The organism is Micromonospora sp. NPDC048839, assembly GCF_040649915.1.
Classification (GTDB): domain Bacteria; phylum Actinomycetota; class Actinomycetes; order Mycobacteriales; family Micromonosporaceae; genus Micromonospora.
This window is the reverse complement of the sequence record NZ_JBEZGL010000006.1, coordinates 209266-230044: the sequence shown is the minus strand read 5'-3', so window position 1 is coordinate 230044 and position 20779 is coordinate 209266. Positions and strand designations below refer to the sequence as shown.

The 20779-nt window shown below is 70.4% G+C and carries 20 protein-coding genes; 9 read left to right on the top strand and 11 right to left on the bottom strand.

Features of this window, described 5'->3' with window-relative positions; translation table 11 throughout:
- Nucleotide 1: 1 nt before the first annotated feature.
- From AB0C25_RS14275 to AB0C25_RS14265, 3 genes are read right to left on the bottom strand one after another with little or no spacing between them, the layout of a single operon-like run.
- Complete coding sequence (locus tag AB0C25_RS14275; RefSeq protein WP_357373099.1) at nt 2-661, bottom strand: SAF domain-containing protein; 660 nt, start codon at nt 659-661, stop codon at nt 2-4.
- Entirely contained in the window at nt 658-1626 is a 969-nt protein-coding gene (locus AB0C25_RS14270; RefSeq protein ID WP_357373097.1) for a hypothetical protein, read from the bottom strand. Before AB0C25_RS14270 ends, AB0C25_RS14275 begins: the two co-directional genes overlap by 4 nt.
- Nucleotides 1620-2186, bottom strand: coding sequence for a hypothetical protein (locus tag AB0C25_RS14265; protein ID WP_357373095.1), 567 nt, complete (start codon nt 2184-2186; stop codon nt 1620-1622). The genes AB0C25_RS14270 and AB0C25_RS14265 overlap by 7 nt, the downstream gene beginning before the upstream one ends.
- An 849-nt stretch (nt 2187-3035) precedes the next feature.
- Here AB0C25_RS14265 and AB0C25_RS14260 point away from each other — a divergent pair.
- Nucleotides 3036-3716 (top strand): A24 family peptidase, encoded by a 681-nt coding sequence (locus AB0C25_RS14260; RefSeq protein WP_357373377.1) that lies wholly within the window; start codon nt 3036-3038, stop codon nt 3714-3716.
- 176 nt (nt 3717-3892) lie between these two features.
- On the opposite strand, the gene AB0C25_RS14255 is transcribed toward AB0C25_RS14260, so the two are convergent.
- Nucleotides 3893-4522 carry a phosphatase PAP2 family protein gene (locus AB0C25_RS14255; RefSeq protein ID WP_357373093.1) on the bottom strand — a complete coding sequence of 210 codons (630 nt, stop codon included), beginning with the start codon at nt 4520-4522 and terminating at the stop codon, nt 3893-3895.
- Nucleotides 4523-4692: 170 nt separating this feature from the next.
- Between AB0C25_RS14255 and AB0C25_RS14250 the strand changes: the two genes are divergently transcribed.
- Nucleotides 4693-7092 carry a glycosyl hydrolase family 65 protein gene (locus AB0C25_RS14250; RefSeq protein WP_357373091.1) on the top strand — a complete coding sequence of 800 codons (2400 nt, stop codon included), beginning with the start codon at nt 4693-4695 and terminating at the stop codon, nt 7090-7092.
- Nucleotides 7093-7170: 78 nt separating this feature from the next.
- On the opposite strand, the gene AB0C25_RS14245 is transcribed toward AB0C25_RS14250, so the two are convergent.
- Nucleotides 7171-7635: a hypothetical protein gene (locus tag AB0C25_RS14245; protein ID WP_357373089.1), complete on the bottom strand. Its 465-nt coding sequence runs from the start codon at nt 7633-7635 to the stop codon at nt 7171-7173.
- Between the two features lie 190 nt (nt 7636-7825).
- On the opposite strand from AB0C25_RS14245, the gene AB0C25_RS14240 reads away from it, so the two are divergent.
- Both AB0C25_RS14240 and AB0C25_RS14235 read left to right on the top strand, forming a co-directional pair.
- Nucleotides 7826-8989, top strand: coding sequence for a low temperature requirement protein A (locus AB0C25_RS14240; protein WP_357373087.1), 1164 nt, complete (start codon nt 7826-7828; stop codon nt 8987-8989).
- A gap of 10 nt (nt 8990-8999) precedes the next feature.
- Nucleotides 9000-9896: a helix-turn-helix domain-containing GNAT family N-acetyltransferase gene (locus AB0C25_RS14235; protein ID WP_357373085.1), complete on the top strand. Its 897-nt coding sequence runs from the start codon at nt 9000-9002 to the stop codon at nt 9894-9896.
- Between the two features lie 17 nt (nt 9897-9913).
- On the opposite strand, the gene AB0C25_RS14230 is transcribed toward AB0C25_RS14235, so the two are convergent.
- Genes AB0C25_RS14230 through AB0C25_RS14220 form a run of 3 tightly spaced genes read right to left on the bottom strand, consistent with a single transcriptional unit; the run spans nt 9914 to nt 11524 of the window.
- Nucleotides 9914-10315: a hypothetical protein gene (locus AB0C25_RS14230; protein ID WP_357373083.1), complete on the bottom strand. Its 402-nt coding sequence runs from the start codon at nt 10313-10315 to the stop codon at nt 9914-9916.
- Between the two features lie 52 nt (nt 10316-10367).
- On the bottom strand, nt 10368-11231 hold the full coding sequence (locus tag AB0C25_RS14225; protein ID WP_357373081.1) for a methyltransferase domain-containing protein: 864 nt from the start codon (nt 11229-11231) through the stop codon (nt 10368-10370).
- Entirely contained in the window at nt 11231-11524 is a 294-nt protein-coding gene (locus AB0C25_RS14220) for a hypothetical protein (RefSeq protein ID WP_210784198.1), read from the bottom strand. Before AB0C25_RS14220 ends, AB0C25_RS14225 begins: the two co-directional genes overlap by 1 nt.
- Before the next feature lie 56 nt (nt 11525-11580).
- Between AB0C25_RS14220 and AB0C25_RS14215 the strand changes: the two genes are divergently transcribed.
- The 4 genes from AB0C25_RS14215 to AB0C25_RS14200 all read left to right on the top strand — a co-directional run bounded on the left by AB0C25_RS14215 (nt 11581) and on the right by AB0C25_RS14200 (nt 14534).
- On the top strand, nt 11581-12225 hold the full coding sequence (locus AB0C25_RS14215) for a TetR/AcrR family transcriptional regulator (RefSeq protein ID WP_357373079.1): 645 nt from the start codon (nt 11581-11583) through the stop codon (nt 12223-12225).
- 86 nt (nt 12226-12311) lie between these two features.
- A complete protein-coding gene (locus tag AB0C25_RS14210) occupies nt 12312-13052 on the top strand; it encodes a hypothetical protein (protein WP_357373077.1) in 741 nt (246 codons plus the stop codon).
- An 85-nt stretch (nt 13053-13137) separates the two neighbouring features.
- Entirely contained in the window at nt 13138-13749 is a 612-nt protein-coding gene (locus AB0C25_RS14205) for a dihydrofolate reductase family protein (RefSeq protein ID WP_357373075.1), read from the top strand.
- Between the two features lie 227 nt (nt 13750-13976).
- A complete protein-coding gene (locus AB0C25_RS14200; RefSeq protein WP_357373073.1) occupies nt 13977-14534 on the top strand; it encodes a GNAT family N-acetyltransferase in 558 nt (185 codons plus the stop codon).
- An 85-nt stretch (nt 14535-14619) separates the two neighbouring features.
- Here the strand turns inward: AB0C25_RS14200 and AB0C25_RS14195 are convergent, their stop codons facing one another.
- The 3 genes from AB0C25_RS14195 to AB0C25_RS14185 all read right to left on the bottom strand — a co-directional run bounded on the left by AB0C25_RS14195 (nt 14620) and on the right by AB0C25_RS14185 (nt 19183).
- Nucleotides 14620-16527 carry an ABC transporter permease subunit gene (locus AB0C25_RS14195; protein ID WP_357373071.1) on the bottom strand — a complete coding sequence of 636 codons (1908 nt, stop codon included), beginning with the start codon at nt 16525-16527 and terminating at the stop codon, nt 14620-14622.
- 125 nt (nt 16528-16652) lie between these two features.
- On the bottom strand, nt 16653-18083 hold the full coding sequence (locus AB0C25_RS14190; RefSeq protein ID WP_357373069.1) for an extracellular solute-binding protein: 1431 nt from the start codon (nt 18081-18083) through the stop codon (nt 16653-16655).
- Between the two features lie 332 nt (nt 18084-18415).
- Nucleotides 18416-19183: an IclR family transcriptional regulator gene (locus AB0C25_RS14185; protein WP_357373067.1), complete on the bottom strand. Its 768-nt coding sequence runs from the start codon at nt 19181-19183 to the stop codon at nt 18416-18418.
- Between the two features lie 263 nt (nt 19184-19446).
- Here AB0C25_RS14185 and AB0C25_RS14180 point away from each other — a divergent pair, with 263 nt between their 5' ends.
- Complete coding sequence (locus tag AB0C25_RS14180) at nt 19447-20697, top strand: acyltransferase (protein WP_357373065.1); 1251 nt, start codon at nt 19447-19449, stop codon at nt 20695-20697.
- Nucleotides 20698-20779 lie beyond the last annotated feature (82 nt).

Genomic DNA, 20779 nt, shown 5'->3' with positions numbered 1-20779 from the left:
CTCAGGCCGCTTCGGTCAGCACGACGGCGACGCGCGACTGCGCGGTGAGGGCCACCACCGCGGGCACGTCCCGGGTGGGCAGCGCCAGGTACAGCACCTTGTCGTTGTTGGCCGGACTGACCATGTCGATCACGATGGCCGGGAACCTGGTGCCGGCGGCGGCCGGGTCCCCGTTGGCGCTGCGGTCCGGGGTGCTGATCAGCAGCACCTTGTCCCCGGGGTGCAGTTGCCGGGCCGGCACCTGGGCGGTCTTCAGGCCGAGCGCGATCTGCTGCTGGTCGGGGCCGAGCAGCGGATCGTCGGTGACGTGCCCCAGGGTGAGCAGGGTGCCCGGGACCAGCTTCACCGCGGCCCGTTTGCCGACCACCTCGTCGAGCCGGCCGGCGGGCACCGGCCGCAGCCCCTGGCCGCCGGCTACCTGCACGGTGATCAGGTCGGCGGCGCTGACCTCCCGACCCACCTCCACCGGCCGGGCGACCGCGAGATAGCTGCCGGTGGCCCGGACCGAGGTGACCGCGAACGCCGCGCCCAGCCCACCCAGGGCGATCAGGAGTACGGCGAGACCGAGCAACCCCGGGCGGACCCGACGTTGCCGGACCACCTTGGGCGGGCTGACCGGTGCGTCGACCGACCCGGTCCCGTTGTGCGTCGCGAGGCTCATCGGGTCACCACCTGGAGTTCGTTGATCTGGATCTGCACGACGCCGCTGTTCCGGGTCACCAGGATTTCTCCGCTCTGCCCACCGCCGTTCCAGGTCACCTTCCAGTGCGTGGTGGCGGTGACGTCGTATTTACCGGCCTTCTGGTAGCCCTTGTGGTAGCCGCAGGTCGGGGAGGTGCGGCCGGCAAGGTTCTTGTCCGTTGCGTCGTACGGGGTGCCGGCGTCGGGGCAGGACACGCGATCGCCGTTGCCCATGTCCCAGACGATCTCGCTAACCTTCGCCGTGATCTCGACGGTCACGCCCCGATCGCTGGCGCGGGCGGGGATCGGGCCGAAGTAGCCGGGGTCCTTGTCGTCGGACCACATCCAGACCGGCAGGCCGACCAGACCGGGGCCGTTGTCCTTGCGGGGTGCGACAGCCAGCGGCGCCCGCTTCAGCGTGATCGTCGCCAGGGCGCGTCGGGCCAACTCCGCCGGGTTCGGGGGCGCGCCGAAGCCGGGCGGCGCCTCCCGCAACACCACGGTGACGTTGCCGACGTCCGTGCCGTCGTTGCAGGTCTGCACGTACCAGTGCTGGCCCTCGGGTGCCTCGTTCTGCGGCTCGGCCAGCTCGTAGTAGCAGCCGTCGGCGCTGTTGAACCAGCCCTTGAGATCGTCGTAGCAGGGCACGGTCCGCCCGTCCCACCGGCAGACGCCGTCTCCGCCACCACCGTCGTCTTCGTCTTCGTCATCGCCGCCGCCGTTGTTGCCGCCACCGCCCGGCTTGCCGGGTTCGTCGTCCCAGACGCTGCAGTCGGGCTGGTCGGGCGGGCAACTGGCCCCCGGACCGGCGCGCCGAGCGGCGGCTGCCGGCAGGGTCGTGCCGGCCACCAGGAGGAGCGCGAGCCCGATCCCGGCGAGGGCCCGCCGAGCCGCCGAGACCCCGGGGGTACGCGCCGGAGCGCCCTCTGCGGCCCAGGTCAGCACGGCTGGTCCCGGTGCAGCGCGCCCGAGTTGATCAGCCAACGGCCGTCGGGATACCTGGTCGCGGTGGCGGTGGAGAGGTGCCGGCCGGCCCCGCTGCCCGGCACGACGCGCTTGTCCTTGGCGTAGACCAGCCGGTAGCCGGTCAGGTCCAGGCAGTCCTGGATCTCGACGGTGGCCGGGTTCGCGTCCAGGCTGACGGCGGTCACGGTCGGGTCCGACTTCAACGTCCCGGTACGCACAGCACCGTGCTCCTTAGCGTCGCGAATGGACAATTGCACCCGGGTCAGAAGTGGATCAGCGATGAAACGGGACAGTTCCGGCGCGCGGGGATCACTGCGTCCACTCGCCGTCCGCGAGGCCGCCAGATAACCGGAGTACGCGTCAAGCGCCGCCTTTTCGGCAGCGCGTCGGTCGATGTCGGGAGCCGCCGGTTGCCCGTCGTCCTGGGCTGCCGCCGGCCATTCGGCGGCCTCCCGCCCACTGGCGCAGGCGGTGACCGGCACCGCCGCCACGACCGCCAGCAGGCAGATCGCCGCTCGTCTGAGCTGCCGTCCGCGCACCGTCGAGCCTCCTCGTGGTCGCCCGGCGGGGTGACGGATCACCGCCGCAGGGCATGCGGAAGCGCGCCCGGATCAGCACATCCGGAACGATCATTGCGCCTCTGCATTCACCGTTACGGATCTTCTACAAATGCAGGTCCTATGTCGTCGGGTGGTTAAGGTGAGGCTTGCGTCACACCCAAGGGGCGAGCATAGGCTGACGTTCGCCGATGCAACAGAGGCAATTCAAGCGAATACTCTGCGTGATGAAGGGTGGTGGTGGCGGGTGTCCGTGCCGCGTCCCGCGCAATGGCCCGTCGGAAGATCGTCCATGGCCCGCCGTCGGCGGGCCGCTTGGGGCCAGCGGCGTCTCGTCGACGCTCCGGGGAGTGGGACATCGCGGCCTCATCCCGGCATCCGGGCGGAGTTGTGGACCGGTCGACGATCCGCCGCGTCCGGCGGGGCGCCCGGCGCCGATCTCGCCGGAGGCACCCGCCGATGGTCGGCGCGGGAGGTCGCTTTCTGCGCCATCCGCCACACCGTAGCGATCGTCCAGTCACTATCCGTGTTCGCCGTCCCGGCGGGACATCGGAGCGCCTTGGCGGTGACATGGCACTGACCGGCCCCCCTGCCGCCCTCCCCGGTCGGGAAGACCCACCCGATCGGAGCCCGGCGCCCCCGTCGTCCGGCGGCCCGACCGCACCCGCCCGCCCGCCGGCAGCCGCACCCGGCACAGGCACGACGACACCCGCCGGCTCGGCGCACACGACCTCCTCGTCCCCGGAGCGTCGTGCCCCGTCGGCGGCACGCGCAGCCGTGGCTCACGTCGGGGTCCTGACCGTGCTCGCGTTCCTCACGGTCGGCCCGCTGATGCGGATGGCCGCGCTGCGCTACGCCGTACCCCCGGGTCGGCCGAACCGGACCGGCTGCGACGCCTGCGGCGCGGCGGTCAGCCTGACCCGGCCCTGGCCCGCGCTGGGTCCGGCGGCCCGGTGCGGTCGCTGCCACGCACGTGTCGGCCCACCGCCGGGAACGGTCGAGTTGGCCGGGCTCACCGCGGTGCTGCTGCTGGCACTGGTCGGCCCATCGGGCGGGGCGCTGCCGGCGCTGGCCTGGTGGCTCGGCTGGACGATCCCGGCGGTCTTCGTCGACCTGGCCGTGCATCGGCTGCCGGATCGGCTCACCCTGCCGGCGGCGGCCGGGACGTGGTTGCTGCTCGGCGTCGCCGCCGCCCTTGCCGGCGAGCCGGGGCCGTGGCTGCGGGCCGCCATCGGCGGCGTGGGGCTGGCGCTGTTCTTCGCCACCACCACGTTGCTCCTGGGCAACCGCGGCTTCGGGCTGGGGGACGCCAAGCTGGCGCTCGGTGTGGGAGCGTTGCTCGGCTGGTACGGCTGGCCGGTGCTGCTGCTCGGGCTGCTGCTCGCCTTCGGGTTGTCCGCGCTGGTGAGCGTGGGCCTGCTGGCCGCGCGTCGGGCCAACTGGAGCACACACCTGCCGTTCGGCCCGTTCCTGCTGTTCGGCACGGTCGGCGCGCTCCTGCTGGCCGGCTGACGTCGCCCGCCGCCCGCCGCCCGCCGCCCGCCGCCCGCCGCCCGCGCCCGCGCCCGCCGCCCGCCGCCCGCGCCCGCCCCTCGCCAAGATCGTGCTCGATCCTGGATCCAGTGGTATCGCGTGGGCTGGGAGACCACTGCAACCAGGACCGATCGTGACCTTCTACGACGTGGAGGTCACTGGCGGGTGCGGCTTGCCAGCTTCGGGACCGGGGGGTCGGCGCGGTCGCCTCGACGGCGGAGCACCTCGGCGGCCGGGCGGGCCAGCAGTGGGGCTGCCACCACGGCGACCAGCGCACCGAACAGCACGCCCGCGATCACGTCGTGCGGGTAGTGCACGCCCACGAAGACCCGGGAGAAGGCGCCCAGCGCGGCAAGCGGCAGCGCGACCAGGCCGAGTCGACGGGAGAGCAGGAGCGTGGTCACCGCCAGCGCGCCGGCGATCGTGGCGTGGTTGCTGGGGAACGACCAGTCGCCCGGGGGTGGGCAGGTGCCCGCGATGATCGCCCGGCCGACCGTCCGACAGGGGCGGTCCTGGTCCACCACTGTCTTGAACCATTCGCTGCCGACGTACGCGAGGAGGGCCGGCAGCGGCGCGACCAGGGCGAGGGCCCGGTCGTGCGGACCGCAGGACCATCGGGTCAGCGCGGCCAGCACCAGCAGCGCGCCGAGCAGCAGGATCACCCCCTCGGTGGCGTGCCCGACGAACCACTGCACCGGCTCCGGGCTGCTGGCGGCGGCGTCGACGACATCGCGATACCACTCAGCACTGATCTCCGGGACGTCCACGCTGCCGTTGGCGGCCATGCATCACCTCACCTCTCGTTCATACCCTGTTCACCTGGGGGACACCCTAGGAACGCCGCAGCGGGTGGCGGAGCCATCGAAGGTCGGTCGGGCACCCTGACCTTCGTCCAGGATTCGTTCAGGCGGCTCTGCTTGGCTGGTCGAGGACGTCGGCATTCACAGGAGGCTTTGTGCAGACCAGTTCGGCCACCGACCAACCGCCGCCCGCCAGCGGGACGGTGGACGACGAGACCTGGCGGATCCGGCGTACGAAGGCCGACCTGGACCGGCTCGGCGAGACTGAGTCGATCTTCGCGGTGGGCAACGGGTGGGTCGGTTGGCGTGGCGTGCTCGACGAGGGTGCGCCGTGCGGGATGCCCGGCAGCTACGTCAATGGCTTCCACGAGCGGCGCGAGCTGAGCTACCCCGAGGAGGGGTACGCGTTTCCGCAGGCCAGCGACACCGTCATCAGCGCGCCGAACGCCGCGCTGATCCGGCTCTGGGTCGACGACGAGCCGCTGGACATCCGCACCGGGACGCTACGCGGCCACGAACAGGTGCTCGACCTGCGCGCCGGCGTGCTGCGCCGGGAGACCGAGTGGATCTCGCCGGGCGGGCGGGGAGTGCGCATCCGCAGCACCCGGTTGGTGTCCCTGCCGCGCCGCCCGGTGGCCGCCGTCCAGTACGAGGTGGAGCCGCTGGACGCTCCCGTGGAGGTGCGGGTCTGCTCGGATCTGCTGGCCAACGAGACGGTGCCGGAGCGCTCGGACGACCCCCGGGCCGCCTCGGTGCCCGACAACCCGTTGACCGCCGAGGCGTACCGCGCGGCTGACCTCGACGGGGTGCTGGTACACCGCACCGAGCGCAGCGGTCAGCGGGTCGCGGTCGCGGTCAGTCACCTGGTGGACGGGCCGGACACCGTCACGGTCACCGGTGACTGCACCCCGGACCGGGTACGGCTGACCATGGCGGATCGGCTGCACCCCGGGGAGCGGCTGCGGCTGACGAAGTTCGCGGCGTACGAGTGGGCGATGATCGACGCGACGTCCGCCGACGAGTTGGCGGCCCTGGTCACCGCCGAGGCGGACGCGGCGCGCGCGGACGGCTTCGACGCCCTGCTCAGCGACCAGCGGGCCGCCCTGGACGCGGCCTGGCAGGTCGCCGACGTGCAGCTCGACGGTGACCCGGAGCTGCAACAGGCGATCCGGTTCGCGATGTTCCACCTGATCCAGGCCGGCCGCCCGGACTCCGACCGGACCATCGCGGCGAAGGGGCTGACCGGCAACGGCTACGACGGGCACGTCCTGTGGGACACCGAGACCTACGTCCTGCCGGTGCTCACCTACCTGGCCCCGGCGGTGGCCCGTTCGGCGCTCAGGTGGCGGCACGCCCACCTGCCCGAGGCCCGCGAGCGGGCCGCGGAACTACGGCTGACCGGCGCGACGTTCCCGTGGCGCACCATCGGCGGCCGGGAGTGCTCCGGCTACTGGCCGGCCGGCACCGCCGCGCTGCACGTCAACGCCGACATCGCCGACGCGGTGCTGCGCTACCTGGCCGCCACGGACGACGACCGCTTCCTCGCCGAGGCGGGGCTGGAGTTGCTTGTCGAGACGGCCCGGCTCTGGCACGGCTTCGGGCACTGGTCCGGCGAGGACGCCTTCCACCTGCACGGGGTGACCGGCCCGGACGAGTACGCCGCGCTCGTCGACGACAACGTCTTCACCAACCTGATGGCCCGACGCAACCTGCGGGGAGCGGCGGACGCCGCCGAGCGCCACCCCGACGTGGCCGGTCGGCTCGGCGTGGACCACGACGAGGTGGCCGGCTGGCGGGCCGCGGCCGACGCGATGGTCGTCCCGTACGACCACGAGCGCGGTGTGCACCAGCAGGCCGCCGGGTTCACCGAGCAGCCCGAGTGGGACTTCGCGAACACGGGCGACGACGACTATCCCCTGCTGCTGCACTTTCCCTACCTGGAGTTGTACCGCAAGCAGGTGGTCAAGCAGGCCGACCTGGTGCTCGCCATGCAGCTCTGCCCGGGCGAGTTCAGCGCCGCCGAGAAGGCCCGCAACCTGGCCTACTACGAGGCCCGCACCGTCCGCGACTCGTCGCTGTCGGCGGCCCCACAGGGGGTGCTGGCCGCCGAGGTCGGGCACCTGGATCTGGCGTACGACCTGTTCGCCGAGTCGGTCCGGCAGGATCTGGCGGACCTGGGGGACAAGACCGCCGACGGGCTGCACCTGGCGTCACTGGCCGGTGCGTGGCTGGCTCTGGTGCAGGGCTTCGGCGGGCTGCGCGACGACCGGGGTGTGCTCTCCTTCGACCCCCGACTGCCGCGACGGATCGACCGGCTGGCGTTCAGCCTGCGCTGGCGTGGCCACCGGCTGCGCGTCACGGTGACTCCGACCGAGGCCCGCTACGAGCTGCCCGGCGCCGGCCCGGACGCCGAGGTCGAACTGTGGCACCACGGCGAGTCGCTGCGGATCACCGAGGCCGATCCGGTCACCCGGCCGCTGCCGGCGGTGCCCGACCCCGGGCCGGAGCCGCACTCCCCGCCCGGCCGCCGCCCCGCCCGCCGCTCGGCCGACTGAGCCACGGCGGCCAGCCCGGGGTTCGCGCGGCGCGGCTCAGGCCCGCGCGGCGCGGCCCGGCGTTCGCGCGGCCCCGGCTCAGGTCGGCCCGGGGCGGCCGGCCATGCGCTCGCGGACGGCCTCCAGCGCCTCGAAGGCGTACGCCCAGTTGTGGCATTTGAAACTGCGCAGGCCGTCGATCGCGGTGTGGCAGTCGGCGCAGCGCACACCGGCGATGGCTGCCGGAATCCCGGTGTTGACGTACTTGCGCTCGCCGAGGATGACGGTGGCGATCATGGCCTTGTCGTGCAGGCCGGAGAGTGCCGACGACACGATGTCGTACCAGGTGACGCGTCGGCCACACTTCGGGCAGTCGGGTTCGTCGCCGCTGACCCAGAGCGGGGCGCCGATGCTGCGCGCCGGCATGCCGAGCAGCTTCTCCAGCCGCCGGACGTCCGCCTCCGGGGTGGTCCAGCGGTGTCGGCCGGGCAGTGCAGCGGGCGAGTCGTACACGGCGCGGAACAGGTCGTGGTCGACAGGCACGGTCTCCCGCTGAGCGGTCATCGTCGTCCCCCCTCGTTGAGTCGGTGCCCCCACCGTGGTCACCGGCGACCTCCGGCGCTGCCGGATCAACGACTCGAGGGGTCGACGGGTCGTCGTCGAGGGGTCAGCCGATGACCCGTTTCCGCCTCCGGTGGTCGGCCCCGGGTGGTACGACGGAGGCCTGACGTGCGGGCCACCGGGAGGAGCGCCGATGGCGAGCAGGCCCGAACGGCTGCTGCGCGGCGACGACGCACCGCTGAGCGCCTCGTTCCTGGAGCTCTTCTTCGACCTGGCGTTCGTGCTCGCCCTCAGTCAACTCGCGGGGCACCTGCTGCACGACCTCACCCTGCCGGGGGCACTGCGTACCGCCCTGCTGTTGGCCGGTGTGTGGTGGATCTGGGTGACCACCACCTGGTTCGCCGACTGGTACGACCCGGACAGCCCGTGGGTCCGGTGGCTGCTGGTCATTGCTTCGCTGGGCAGCCTGCTGGCCGGGGTGGCGATTCCGCAGGCGTTGGACGGGCGGGGCCTGCTCTTCGCTGGCGCGTACGTCGCGGTCCACCTCGCCCGGGGCACGGTGACCGCGTTCGCGCTGCGCGGTCACCCTCGACAGAGGAGGGCGCTGCGGATCCTCTGCTGGTTCAGCGTCTCCGCCGTGCCGTGGCTGGTCGGCGGGTTCCTGCCGGAGTGGCGGGTGCCGCTCTGGCTGTTCGCTCTCGCGATCGACTTCACCGGTCCACGAATCGGCTGGCCCACTCCCTGGCTGGGACGGACGTCCCGGCAGGAACTACGCCTCGCCGGCGAACACTTCGCCGAGCGGTACCAGCAAATCATGATCATCGCGCTCGGCGAACTCGTTCTGGTCGCCGGTCTCTCGTACGCCGGCACCCACCTGGACCTCCCGCAGACCGCTGCCTTCCTGCTGGTCTTCGCCGCCGCCGTGCTGATCGGTCTGCTCTACGTGACGCCCGCCGGTCAGCGCCTCGGTCCGGCCATCGAACGCGCCGATCCAGCCCGGCTCGGTGTCATCACCGGCTACCTGCACCTCGTGATGATCGCCGGGTTGGTGGTCACCGCCGTCGGGGCCGAACTGAGCATCGCCCACCCCACGAAGGCGAGTGACCTGACCGCGGCCGTCGTCATCCTGGGAGGTCCGACGCTGTTCCTCCTCGGTCGGACCCTGTTCTCGGTGGCGATCCACCGGCGACTCTCCTGGCCCCGGGTCGCCGCCCTGTTCGTGCTGTCCGGTGCGGCGGCCGTCCTGCGACTGCCGTTGCTGGCGGTCAGCGCGGTCGCCACCGGGGTGGTGCTCACGGTGGTCGTCCTGGACCACGCCGGCATCCGCTCCTATCGCCGCATCAAAAATCCTGACTAAAGTCAGGCGTATGGACTCCGCGCTCATCGCCGCCGTGCGGCGGTTCAACCGGACGGTCACCCAACGCGTGGGTGCGCTCGACGACGAGTACATGGCACAGGGGCGACCCCTCGGGCAGGCGCGTGTGCTCTGGGAGATCGGTCCCGCCGGCGCCGAGGTCGCCGCGTTACGGGCCCGGCTCAACCTGGACTCCGGCCACCTCAGCCGGCTCCTGCGCGCCCTCGAGAACGACGGCCTGGTCACCGTGGGACCGGCCGACCAGGCCGGGGGCGACGGCCGGGTCCGCACCGCCACGCTCACCGCCGCGGGTCGTACGGCGTGGGCGGATCTCGACCAGCGGTCGGACGACCTTGCCGCCTCGATCCTCGAACCGCTCACCGAGCACCGTCGGGAACGACTCGTCGCGGCCATGGCGGAGGTCGAACGGCTGCTCATCGGCTCGATGGTCGTCATCGACGCGTGCCCGCCGAGCGACCCGCGGGCCCGCGCCTGCCTGCGCGCGTACGCCCGGGAGATCGGGCGACGGTTCGACGACGGGTTCGACCCCGAGCTGAGCAACCCGGTCCCCGACGAGGCACTGGTCCCGCCCGCCGGCGTGCTCCTGCTCGCCACCCTCAACGCCGAACCGATCGGCTGCGGCGCGGTCAAACTCCTCCCGGACGGCCAAGCCGAACTCAAACGCGTCTGGGTGGCCGACGCCGTACGCGGGCTCGGCATCGGCTGGCGGCTGCTGGGCGAGTTGGAACGGTACGCCGCCGAGCGTGGCGCGACGGCCGTCCGGCTGGACACCAACCGCAACCTCACCGAGGCGATCGCCATGTACCGCGCGGCCGGTTATGCGGAGATCGAGCCGTACAACACCGAGCACTACGCCCACCACTGGTTCGGCAAGCGGTTGGAGCGGTGAGGGCCGCATCGGGGCTGCTACAGCCGCTCGAAGCTCTCCATGCCGGCGAGTTTCAGCACCTCGGTCCGGGTCGCCGGGCACTCCTGCCGGGTCTGGTCGTCGATCTGACGGCCGGTCGGCACGGGGCCTTGCTTCTCATACCAGGAATAGAGATTCACGGTGAGATTGGCCATCGCGCCCGTCTCGGACCCGATCCCCTTCAGGGTCGGCAACTGGCCGTCCAGGTAGGCGCACACCGCCTTCGCCGACACCGGCGTGGAGCCGCCCTGCGGAGCGGATCCGGCCGCGCTGGACGCGGCGGCGGTTGCGGTGGGGTTGTCCGGCGCCGCAGCACCGGGATCGGGCGTGTCGGTGTCGGTGCACGCCGTCGCGGCTAGGACGACGCAGACGACCGGCGCGAGCAAACGGATCGTTCTCATCGGGTTTCGTCCTGACGTGGTTGTTGGTGGGTAGCGACTGCGGGATGGGTCGTCAGTCGACGGAGTTCGCGGCGACGAGCCAGAGGCCGGTGGGCAGCCGGTAGCCGACGCCGGGCGCACGGAAACGGTCGAGCAGCCGGGCGACCCCCGCCCGAGCCGAAGCCTGCCCAGCCGGCGGAGCCGCCCGGTACGCGGCACCGGCCGGGCCGACCTCGACAAGCCATTCGGCCACCGCGTCGGCGTCGTCCGGAGTCTCCAGGGCGACATCGCACGGTGTGATCGTGACGGCGGTGAAGCCGGCCTCGGTGAGGATCCGGTCGAGCCGCGCCGGGTCGGCGAACGCGAACGGACCGGGCTCGTCACCGACCGGGAGCGGTGGTAACGGTCCGAGATGCGGTGCGGCGCCGAGCATCGCCGCGGACAGCCACGGATTGACGCTGCTGTCGCGGAAGACGGTCGCGGCGAGGCGCCCTCCCGGGCGCAGTGCTCGCCGGATCGCGCGGCAGCCGGCCACCGGGTCCGCCAACAGCATCAGGGTCATTCGTGAGTACGCCGCGTCGAACGGAGCACCCGGCACGACATCGAGAGTCTCGATGTCGGCCACGTGGAACTGGATGCCCGGGTGCCCGTCGGTGGGGAACCGGCGTCGAGCGGCGGTCACCATGGTCTCGTCGATGTCGACACCGATCGCCGCGCCGGTCGCGCCGACCGCGGCGGCGATCTCGGCCGTGGTGCCGCCGCAGCCGCAGCCCACATCGAGGATCCGTTCGGTGGGTCGTGCGGCCAGCCGATCCATGGCCGCCGCGCCCAGCGGTCGACCGGTCTCGTCCTGCCGATCCGCGTGCCGAATCCAGCCAGCCGCCGCTCCCGCCCAGAAAGCGGCGCTTCGGGCCCGCAGGCTGGCGGTGTCGGCCATCAGAACGGCATCTCGGTGCCGTCGACGCTCATCGAGCGGAAGTGAGCCGCCTTCGTCGGGTCGAAGCCGTCCTCCTGTGCCGCCAGACCAGCAGCCCGGACCAGCCGCTCGGACTGGAACCGGCGGAATGCCGCCTCGTCCTGCCAGACGTTGATGATCCGCCAGCCGTCCTCGGTCGGCCCGGCGACATGGGCGAGCAGACCCGGCGGTCGGTCCGGTCCGAGGTGTCGCTCCACCTGCCGGTACTCCGCCTCGCTGACGCCGGGCATCTCCTGCAACACACCGAACGGCATGGCCACCACCTCTCGATAGAGTGAGACTCTATCCAATAGAGCACTACACTCGAAGCGTGGTTGTCAAGAGACGTTACGAGTCTTCTCGCCGACAGGAGCAGGCCCGACAGACCCGGCGAGCGATCCTCGAAGCGGCCGGCCGGCTGTTCGTCGACCCGGGCTACGCGGCCACACCGCTGACCGCTGTCGCCGTGGAAGCCGGCGTCGCGGTCCAGACCCTGTACGCGGTGTTCGGCAGCAAGCGGCAACTGCTCTCCCAGTTGGTCGACGTCACTTTGGCCGGCGACGACGAACCGGTGGCCCTGCCGGACCGGCCCTTCGTCGCCGAGATCCGCGCACTCGCCGACCCCCGGGCCAAGCTCGTCCGCTACGCCCGCCACCTGGCCGAGGTCAACGCCCGACAGGCCCAGGTGATGCTCGCGCTGGCCGGCGCGGCCACTGCCGACCCGGACGTCGCCGAGATCTGGCGCAAGAACGTCGACGACCGCCGTCGCGGCATGGCCATGTTCGCCGCCGAACTCGTCGGCACCGGAGGCGTACGCCCTGACCTGGGCGTCGATCAGGTGGCCGACGTCCTCTGGTTGGCCCAGGACGTCCGCAACTTCGACTGGCTCGTCCGGCAACGCGGATGGGAGATCGAGCAGTACCAGCGGTGGTATGTGGACACCGTCAGCGGGGCGATCATTACCAGCGCCGAATAACACGCTGCCGCCGACAATTGCGACGGTGCGGCATCCCGTCCACGTCAAAGCGCGAGACATTGCCGGGCATCGCTACGTTCGGAGGGGTGGCAGAGGAGGCTGGTCCGCGTCAGTGGCGAGATCGCGCCCTTGCGTTCGGCACCGCTCTGGCCATCGCCGCTGTCTGCGGGGTGTCGTCCTTCGGCCTGCTGTCTCTCGGCGCGCACCTGGACCGGATCGTACTTGTCGGTGCCATCCTTCGTTTGATCGGGATCGAAGTCGCCTATGTCGGAGTGATGCTCTGCGGTATTTGTCTTCTCGTATCTCTGCTGGGCACGGACCTGTTCGCAAAACTGTTTCTCGTGCGCGCCGAGATCATTACTCCCGAGGTCGAGCGTGAGCTGACGGCGATGCAGGAAGCACCTGCCACGGTGCCGATCACCGCTGGGCACGGGGTGCTGCGGATCATCGCCGTCAAGCCCCGGTGGTGGCTCGACCCCGATGCCTACGACGGCGACACCACCCCGGTCGTCGTCGTCGACGAGGTCGCGCATCGGATGTCCGGCTGGGATCCGTACGACATCCTGGTCCCCGCCAGGCCCGCCGAGGTGGCGACCTGGCTGCCGCTTCGCACCGGCGTGTCCGGGCGGCGGGTCGGCGGCTCCTTCTCGGTGGCGGAGGGTCAGGTCGCTGCCGTGGTGTATCGACCTTCGTCGCTTCCCGAACTCCCCGGCACGTTGGCGACGGTGGCCCGCGAGGTGGAGGGAGACCTGTCAATGTCCCGGCTCAGTTGGGCGACCGCGCTGCTCATCGGGCTCGGCTTCGTGGTGTGGCTGGCCTTCGGCTAGCAAGAGTGATCTTGTGGATGGGCCGGTCATCGCGCACGCTGATCTGCGTCGGAGCGACGAACACGCCTCAGCCAAGGAGATGCCCGTGCGCAAGCTCGTCTACTACATCGCCGCCACCCTGGACGGCTTCATCGCCGGTCCCGACGGCGCCGACCCCACCGGACCGGACGGATTCTGGCCCGTCCCCGACGACTACCTGCACCACCTCGTCGCCGAGTATCCGGAGACCCTGCCCGGCCCGGCCCGGCAGGCGTTCGGCATCACCGACGAGGGCAGCCGGTTCGACACCGTCCTGGAGGGGCGGCACTCCTACGAGGTGGGTCTGCGGGCCGGCGTGACCGACGCGTACCCGCACCTACGCCACCTGGTGTTCTCCCGCACGCTCGGTGACAGCCCGGACCCGGCTGTCGAGGTCCTGGCCACCGACCCCATCGCCACGGTACGAGAGCTGAAGCGGCACGACGGCAAGGACGTCTGGGTGATCGGCGGCGGTGCCCTGGCCGGTGCCCTCTACCCCGAGATCGACCAGTTGATCGTCAAGCTGGCCCCGTTGACCATCGGCGCCGGCATCCCGCTCTTCGGCCGCGACGCCGTCTTCGCACCGCGTACCTGGCGTCTGACCGACCACACCGTCCTGAACAGCGGCGCGCTGTTCCTCACCTACACCCACGCACAGACCGGAAACGAGTCCGCATGAGCACCACCCCGACACCGTCACGATCCGTCCCATCACCGGGACGGACGAGGTGGCGCTGTTCAACCGTCTGCCGTACACCATCAACCACGAGGACGCGCACAGCCGTACCGAACGGGCGATCAACATGGCCTGGCAGTGACCGGTGACCATGCCGCCCGGAAACTGTTCGCCCTCTCGGTGGGATAACGGTGCGCGACAACTGGGAGCGGGGCTCTACGCTCCGCACCATGTTCGGACCAGTGCAGATCACCTCGGGTGGTCTGGAGATTCGTGAGTTTCAGCCGCAGGACGCCGACCAGGTGGCGGCGTTCGTGGCCGCCGACGATCGGACAGCGCTACCGCCAGGCTCACCGCCCACCGTCGCCGATGTGAACGGGTGGTTGGCTGGGACGGTGCGCCGACGGCTGGACGGCGACGGCGTACTCCTGGCAATCGCGGACGCGGCCAGTGGCGAGATCGTCGGCAGCATCGGGCTGCGGGACATCGACTGGAAGGCCGGCCGCGGCGAGATCGGCTACGGGGTGTTGGCCGGTCGGCGCGGCCAAGGCCATGCGAGCACCGCGGCCCGCGTGGTCGGCCGATGGGCGCTCACCGATGGTGGGATGCGGCGCATCCAGCTGCGCGCCCGGCTCGCCAACGTTGCTTCCCTGCGGGTCGCGGAGAAGGCCGGATACCAGCGGGAGGGCACCCTACGGATGGCCGACTGGGATGGCGAGAAGGCGCATGACATGGCCGTCTTCTCGATGGTTACGACAGATGTCGAACCGGGCGATGCCACTCGTTGAGTCGCTGCCTTCCGGGAGCCGTTGCGGGCGTTCCGGAGCCGGGCCGCTGGTGCCCGATCGACACCAGCGGCCCGTCGGTCCGCGTTCAGCCCTTCACGGCGCCGGCGGTGAGCCCTTCGGTGAGGAAGCGCTGCCCGAAGGCGTACATGATCACCACGGGGATGCTGACGAGCAGCGACGCGGCGGCGAGTTGTCCTTGCGGCACCACGTCTCCGGCGATCATCGACTGCATCCCCACGGGGAGCGTCTTGTACTCGTCCTTGGTGATGAACACGAAGGCGAAGAGGAACTCGTTCCAGGCATTGGTCAGGGTGAAGAGCGCGACCGCCAGCAACCCTGGCTTGGCCAGCGGCAGCACCACCCGGCCGAACGCCTGGACGCGGGTGCAGCCGTCCACGAGCGCGGCCTCCTCCAACTCGATGGGGATCGACGAGAAGTACCCCACCAACAGCCAGGTGGCGAACGGGAGCGTGAAGGTCGGGTACGTCAGCACCAGGGACCAGAGCGAGTCGGTGAGCCGTACGCCGATGAGCATCTGGTACAGCGGGATGAACAGCAGCGCGCCCGGCATCACGTAGGTGAGCAGCACCGTGACGGTGAAGCCCTGCGCCCCCCGGAACCGCAGCCGGGCCAGCGCGTACCCCGCCAGTGCGGCGCAGACAAGTGCCACCGCGGTGGACGCCGCGGACACCAGCAGGGTGTTGAGGTACCAGCGGCCGAACGGCTGGTTGTCGAACAGGGCGCCGAACTGCTCGAGCGTCCACGGCGTCGGCCACAGGTCGTCGGTACGCATGACGACCTGGCCCTCGGACTTGAAGGCCGTGACGGCGATCCAGTACAGCGGACCCAGCACGAAGAAGAGCAACCCGGCCAGCGCAGCCCAGGAACCCAGGCCCGACACCACTGACGACGACCGGCGACCGCCTCGGGACTGGAGGGTCGAGACCACCCGGCCGACCGCCGCAGCGATCAGCAGGATCACCGCGAGGACCACCGCCGCCTTCCAGAAGATCTGCGGTGATGCCCAGGCCAGCAGACCGGTGACCAGCGCGGCGACGATCCACGGCAGGGCCTTGCGCGTCGTCGGAGCCCACCGTTGTGTCGCGACCCACCGCGCTGTCCGGCGTCGTCGGGGCAGTTTGATGTTGGTGTCCTGGCGCAACAACCGGACCAGGACGAACACCAGCCCGCCGATGATCGGCAGCATGACGAGCGTGACCGCCGCGCCCGCGCCGTACTGGAGTTGCAGGATCGCCTTCGAGTAGGCGATGAGCACGTACGGCGCGGTCACGTCGCCGGGGCCGCCCTGCGTCAGCAACCAGACGAGGTCGAAGTTGTTGAACGTCCAGATCGACGACAGGGTCACCGTCACCGTGATCACGTGGCGCAGTCCGGGCAGCGTCACGTTTCGGAACCGCTGCCACGCCGAGGCGCCGTCGATGGTCGCCGCCTCGTACAGGTCCGCCGGGATGGCCTTCAACCCCGCCAGGAAACAGACGGTGAAGAACGGCACCCCCTTCCAGACGTTGACGAGGATGACCGACGGCATGGCCAGCGACGGGTCGGACAGCCAGCCCGCCGGCCAGCTGTCGACCAGGTGCGCGCTGGCCAACAGCGGCCCGATCCCCGAGGCGGTGAGCAGAATGTTGACGCTGCCGAAGATCGGGTCGAGCAGCGCGCGCCAGCTGAAGGCCGTCACCACGGTCGGCACCACCCACGGCAGCAGGAGCAGCCCGGCGAGCACGGCCCGCCCGCGGCGTCGATGGTGCAGCAGCAGGGCTGCGGCCAACCCCAGCACGACCTTGAAAACCTCGGCGTACGCGGTGAAGACGAACGAGTTCACGACGCCGGTGTGGAACTGCTCGTCGGTGGCGAGGGCGAGGTAGTTGTCCAGGCCGACGAACACGCTGTCCTGCCCGTGCCGTTCCGTGGTGCTGGTGATGATCGACCGGACGATCGGCACGAGAACGAGACCGCCGACCAGTACGGCCATGGGTGCCAGGAACAGCGCCCCCAGCCGCCAGTCACGACCCAGCCGCCGCTGGGTCGCGGTGAGAGAGCCGGATCCCGGCGGCCGGGATTTCGTCGCCGCCGGGACCCGCGCAGGACGGACCGACCTCACTGTGGCAGCCCCTGCTGGTTGAAGATCTGCACCATCTTCGCGTGGGCGGCCGTCACGGCCTGCGCCGGCGCCGCTCCCTGCACGACCTGCTGCATCATGTCGGTGAGGACGTAGGCCGACCCCACCGCCTGCTGGCCCGCGCTGGCCTTCTGCGGGAAGGCCAGGCCGTTCTTCGTGTTCAGCGGCAGCTTCAATTCGGTGATCCTGCGCAGCATGGGGAACGCCGGGTCGCCGCTCGTGAAGAACGGGTCGGCGTCCCAGACCTTCTGCCAGGCGGGCATGACCAGGCCGGGCGCTTCCTTCGCCACCCCGAGCAGCGCGGGAGCGCTGACCAGGTACTGCGCCAGGAGCTTGGCGAGCGCCGGATTCTTGGCACCCTTGAAGACGACGAAGCCCTGCGACTGGCCGAGCAGCAGCGGATTGTCGGTCGCCGGCCCGATGCAGTCGGAGAACACGTGGGTGTTCGCGTGCACCGGGTTCTTCTTGGTCCGGGAGTCCGCGTAGACGCTGAACTGGTTGCGGGTGTAGCCGAGGACCCCGGCGAGCCAGTTCTCGTTGTTGCTGGTGTCGGTCCAGCTGGCCACCCCGGGCGGCAGCATCGGCTTGTACTTGGCATTGGTGTAGATGTCGCCCAGGAAGGTGACTGCCTGCACTGTCTCGGGGGAGTCGAACGTGACCTTCCGGCCGTCATTGGCGGCGATCGACCCGCCGTAGGCGTTGATCAGTGCCTCGATCATGCCGTTGCCGTCACCGGACCGGTTCACCGTCATGCCCCAGCCGAACCGGCGCTTGGCCGGATCGGAGATTTCCAGGCACAGGTCCCGCAGTTCCTCCCAGCTGTAGATGTCCTTGGGGGTGATGCCCTTGTCCTGCATCCAGTCCTTGCGCAGGAACGACCCGATCCCGATGAAGTGGTACGGGATGGCAAACCACTTGCCGTCGAAGACGCAGAAGTTCTTGGCCTCGGCGCAGGGTTCGCCGTACTTCGCGGTCAGTGCCTGGACGACGTCCGTCACGTCCTCCAGGTCGCCCAGCGCCTGGAACTGCGCGACGAACCGGGAGTCGGTCATGAACGCCAGGTCACGGGCGACCCCGCCCTTGACCTCGGCGTCGATCTTGGCCACCACGTCGCCGGCGTCGGCCTGGACCAGACTGTTCTCGATCTTCGTCCCGGTGCTGTCGGCGAACTTCTTGATCGAGCTGTCGAGAGCTTCGTTCGCCGCCGTCGAGTACAACTTCTGCGACAGCATTCCCATCGAGGAGCCCTTCATCGCCGCCGCGGCGTCGATCAGCTCCTGCGGAACCTCCGGCTGCACCTTGCTCGGTGACTCGGAGCTGCCTCCACAGGCGGCCAGGCCGGCCGCGCCGAGCACCCCCACCCCCATCCCGAGAAAGCCGCGCCGGGACCACGCCAGGTTGTCCTCCATGGACGTTCGCCTCCTTCTTTTCGGCACCGCCGGACGCCGAAGGAGCTCATGGCGAACAGTGCGATGCTCGTGCTCCAAGGTGTGTCTCTGATCGGCGACCGCGGGAGAGATGTCGCATGCCGCTCGCCGGGTGACGCGTCGAGGTGGAGGTGATCGGCGACCGGGCCGAGAAGGTGGCGCTGACGTTCGAGTTCGGCCGGGCCACGGGACCACCACCGTTCGAGATTTCGAACTGAGTTCGAGATACCGCATCGAGTGGTCGCGACGCTAGAGCAGGATTCTGATGAATGTCAATGTTTCGACGGTGTTTCGAACCGAAAGCGCGAGGTTGGCTATCGAGGCTGAGCCCGGTAGCCCATCCGGGCGGACAGTGCGGCGGCACCGTCACGAACCAGCCCGGTCCACCGCACGTGCGCCTGGGGCGTCCAGCGAATGATCGGCGCGGACAGGCTCATTCCGGCGATGGTCGTACCGGAATGATCTCGGATGGCCGCGGCGACGCAGCGCATGGCGCTGTCCGACTCGCCGACGTCGACCGCGACGCTCTCCGCCCGGACCTGGTCGAGATGGGCGCGCAGGCGGTCCGGGTCGGTGATGCTGTCCGGCGTCATGCCCGGCAGGTCGCCCTTCAGGACTTCGTCCAGGGACGCCTGGTCGAGGCCCGAGAGCAGGATCTTGCCGACCGCCGTGCAGTGCGCCGGCAGCCGCCGCCCGACCGCGGAGACCATCCGGACCGGGTGCGTGCTGTCGAACTTGACGAGGTAGATGACATTGGCGCCGTCGAGCACGGCCACGTGGACCGCCTCGTCGCACGCGGCGGCCACGTCCCGCGCGACGCACTGCGCCTCGCGGACCAGATCAAGACGGCCGGAGAACGCCGCGCCGAGCTGGAACAGCGGCATGCCGAGCCGATACTGCACCGGCTGGCCCGGGACGGAGATCAGGTACGAACGGGCCTCGAGCGTGACGAGCAGCTCGTGGACGGTGGTGCGGGGCAGGTCGAGCCGCTCCATCACCTGGCGGGCCGACAGTTGGGAATGGTCCAGGAACAGTTCGAGGATGTCGAGTGCGCGGATGACCGCCGATACCACACGGGGCATGTCGATAGTCCCTTCGAAATGCCGGACTCGTGTCAACGCGCCGCACGCGGACGAGCACCTGACGAGGATAACTGCGTCAGCCCCGGCACGGGACGCGGCGACGAGCGTGCTGCCCGCCACCGACGGCGCGTGACGTCCGGGCCGGGAGCGTACGCCGCCGTCCGGGCCGGCCCATCTGCCTCGGCAGATGGAAGCCTGGCATTATGCCTGAAGCGCCAGCCGACCCTCGGTCAGGCCGATGCCCCAAAAGGTGCCAGATCACGATGAATTCTCCCAAAGAACGCATGCCCCGGGTCGAGTCACTGACCGGGCTGCGCTGGTTCGCCGCGTTCGCCGTGTTCCTGTTCCACGCGAACCAGATCATCAAGCTGCCCACCGTCTACGGCATCAAGCTCGGCGACTTCTTCCGATTCGGTGACGCCGGGGTGACGTTCTTCTACGTCCTCTCGGGCTTCGTGCTGACCTGGTCGTTCTCCCCCGCGGTGGGCACCGGGACGTTCTACTGGCGCCGGTTCGCCCGGGTCTGGCCCGCGCTCGTGGTCAGCACCGCAATCGCCTGGGTCAGCTTCGACCAGGTCTGGCACGACTCCTGGAAGCGCACCCTGCTGAGCCTGTCGCTCACCGAGTCGTGGTTCCCTCCGGCGGACTTCTTCGTCGCCAACCCGGTGGCGTGGTCGGTCTCCTGTGAGGCCTTCTTCTACCTGCTCTTCCCCTTCGTCATCCGGCCGCTGCTGCGGCTGCGACTGCCGGCGCTCGCGATCATCGCGGCGGCTGGCCTGTTCATCGAGTGGGCCTACTGGTTCTTCGTGCAGGATCTGATCGACCCGAAGCAGTACTGGATCCAGCTCTCCTGGTTCCTCCGCTTCCCGCCGGTCCGATTCATCGAATTCCTGCTGGGAATGATCGCCGCCGCCGCGCTTCTCCGCGGATGGCGGCCGAAACTCGATCTGTGGCTCGCCCTGGCAACGGTGCCCGCCTCGGTGCTGCTGCTGTGGTGGGGCGCGCGGCAGGGCTGGTGGGGTGCGCACTGGTCGCAGCAGGGCATGGTGCCCGCCTGCGTACTGGTGGTGCTCGCCGCAGCGATCCGCGACATCTCCGGACGCCCCTCGATCTTCCGGAGCAAACCACTTGTCGCCCTCGGCGCCTGGTCCTACGCGTTCTACCTGGTCCACCTGTCGGTCATCCACTGGCTGATGGGCACGGTGAAGGCCAGCCCCGCGAGCTGGACGAACCTCAAGGTGCTCCTGATCTGGACGGTGCTGGGCATCGCCCTGGCGTGGGCCTGCTATCGCTGGGTCGAACATCCGGTGGAGAGGTTCCTGCGCAATCTCTACCCGCGCCGGGTGCCGCCCGCAGAGCCCGCACCGCCCACTCCGGCCACGCCGCCCGTGACGCAGGAGGTGGCTCTCGCAGCTGAGCAGCCCACCGAAGTCGTCCTGACCGGACGCGGGGTCGTGAGTCAGGAATTCGAACCCGGCGTCTATCGGAGCACCGGGAGCTTCGACGTCCGATGATCCGGCACGGGACCGGGTACATCCGGCCCCATGGCGGAACGGCAGTCGCTGTCCGGATGCGGTGACCGAGTCGGCCAGCACC

What these genes read in the sequence shown, in the direction of transcription:
- AB0C25_RS14235 (WP_357373085.1), top strand. Translation starts at nt 9,000, where the DNA reads ATGGACTCCGCGCTCATCGCCGCCGTGCGGCGGTTCAACCGGACGGTC.
- AB0C25_RS14200 (WP_357373073.1), top strand. Translation starts at nt 13,977, where the DNA reads ATGTTCGGACCAGTGCAGATCACCTCGGGTGGTCTGGAGATTCGTGAG.
- AB0C25_RS14240 (WP_357373087.1), top strand. Translation starts at nt 7,826, where the DNA reads ATGGCGAGCAGGCCCGAACGGCTGCTGCGCGGCGACGACGCACCGCTG.
- AB0C25_RS14190 (WP_357373069.1), bottom strand. Translation starts at nt 18,083, where the DNA reads ATGGAGGACAACCTGGCGTGGTCCCGGCGCGGCTTTCTCGGGATGGGG.
- AB0C25_RS14185 (WP_357373067.1), bottom strand. Translation starts at nt 19,183, where the DNA reads ATGCCCCGTGTGGTATCGGCGGTCATCCGCGCACTCGACATCCTCGAA.
- AB0C25_RS14260 (WP_357373377.1), top strand. Translation starts at nt 3,036, where the DNA reads ATGCGGATGGCCGCGCTGCGCTACGCCGTACCCCCGGGTCGGCCGAAC.
- AB0C25_RS14225 (WP_357373081.1), bottom strand. Translation starts at nt 11,231, where the DNA reads ATGGCCGACACCGCCAGCCTGCGGGCCCGAAGCGCCGCTTTCTGGGCG.
- AB0C25_RS14180 (WP_357373065.1), top strand. Translation starts at nt 19,447, where the DNA reads ATGAATTCTCCCAAAGAACGCATGCCCCGGGTCGAGTCACTGACCGGG.
- AB0C25_RS14255 (WP_357373093.1), bottom strand. Translation starts at nt 4,522, where the DNA reads ATGGCCGCCAACGGCAGCGTGGACGTCCCGGAGATCAGTGCTGAGTGG.
- AB0C25_RS14195 (WP_357373071.1), bottom strand. Translation starts at nt 16,527, where the DNA reads ATGGCCGTACTGGTCGGCGGTCTCGTTCTCGTGCCGATCGTCCGGTCG.
- AB0C25_RS14245 (WP_357373089.1), bottom strand. Translation starts at nt 7,635, where the DNA reads ATGACCGCTCAGCGGGAGACCGTGCCTGTCGACCACGACCTGTTCCGC.
- AB0C25_RS14220 (WP_210784198.1), bottom strand. Translation starts at nt 11,524, where the DNA reads ATGCCGTTCGGTGTGTTGCAGGAGATGCCCGGCGTCAGCGAGGCGGAG.
- AB0C25_RS14230 (WP_357373083.1), bottom strand. Translation starts at nt 10,315, where the DNA reads ATGAGAACGATCCGTTTGCTCGCGCCGGTCGTCTGCGTCGTCCTAGCC.
- AB0C25_RS14275 (WP_357373099.1), bottom strand. Translation starts at nt 661, where the DNA reads ATGAGCCTCGCGACGCACAACGGGACCGGGTCGGTCGACGCACCGGTC.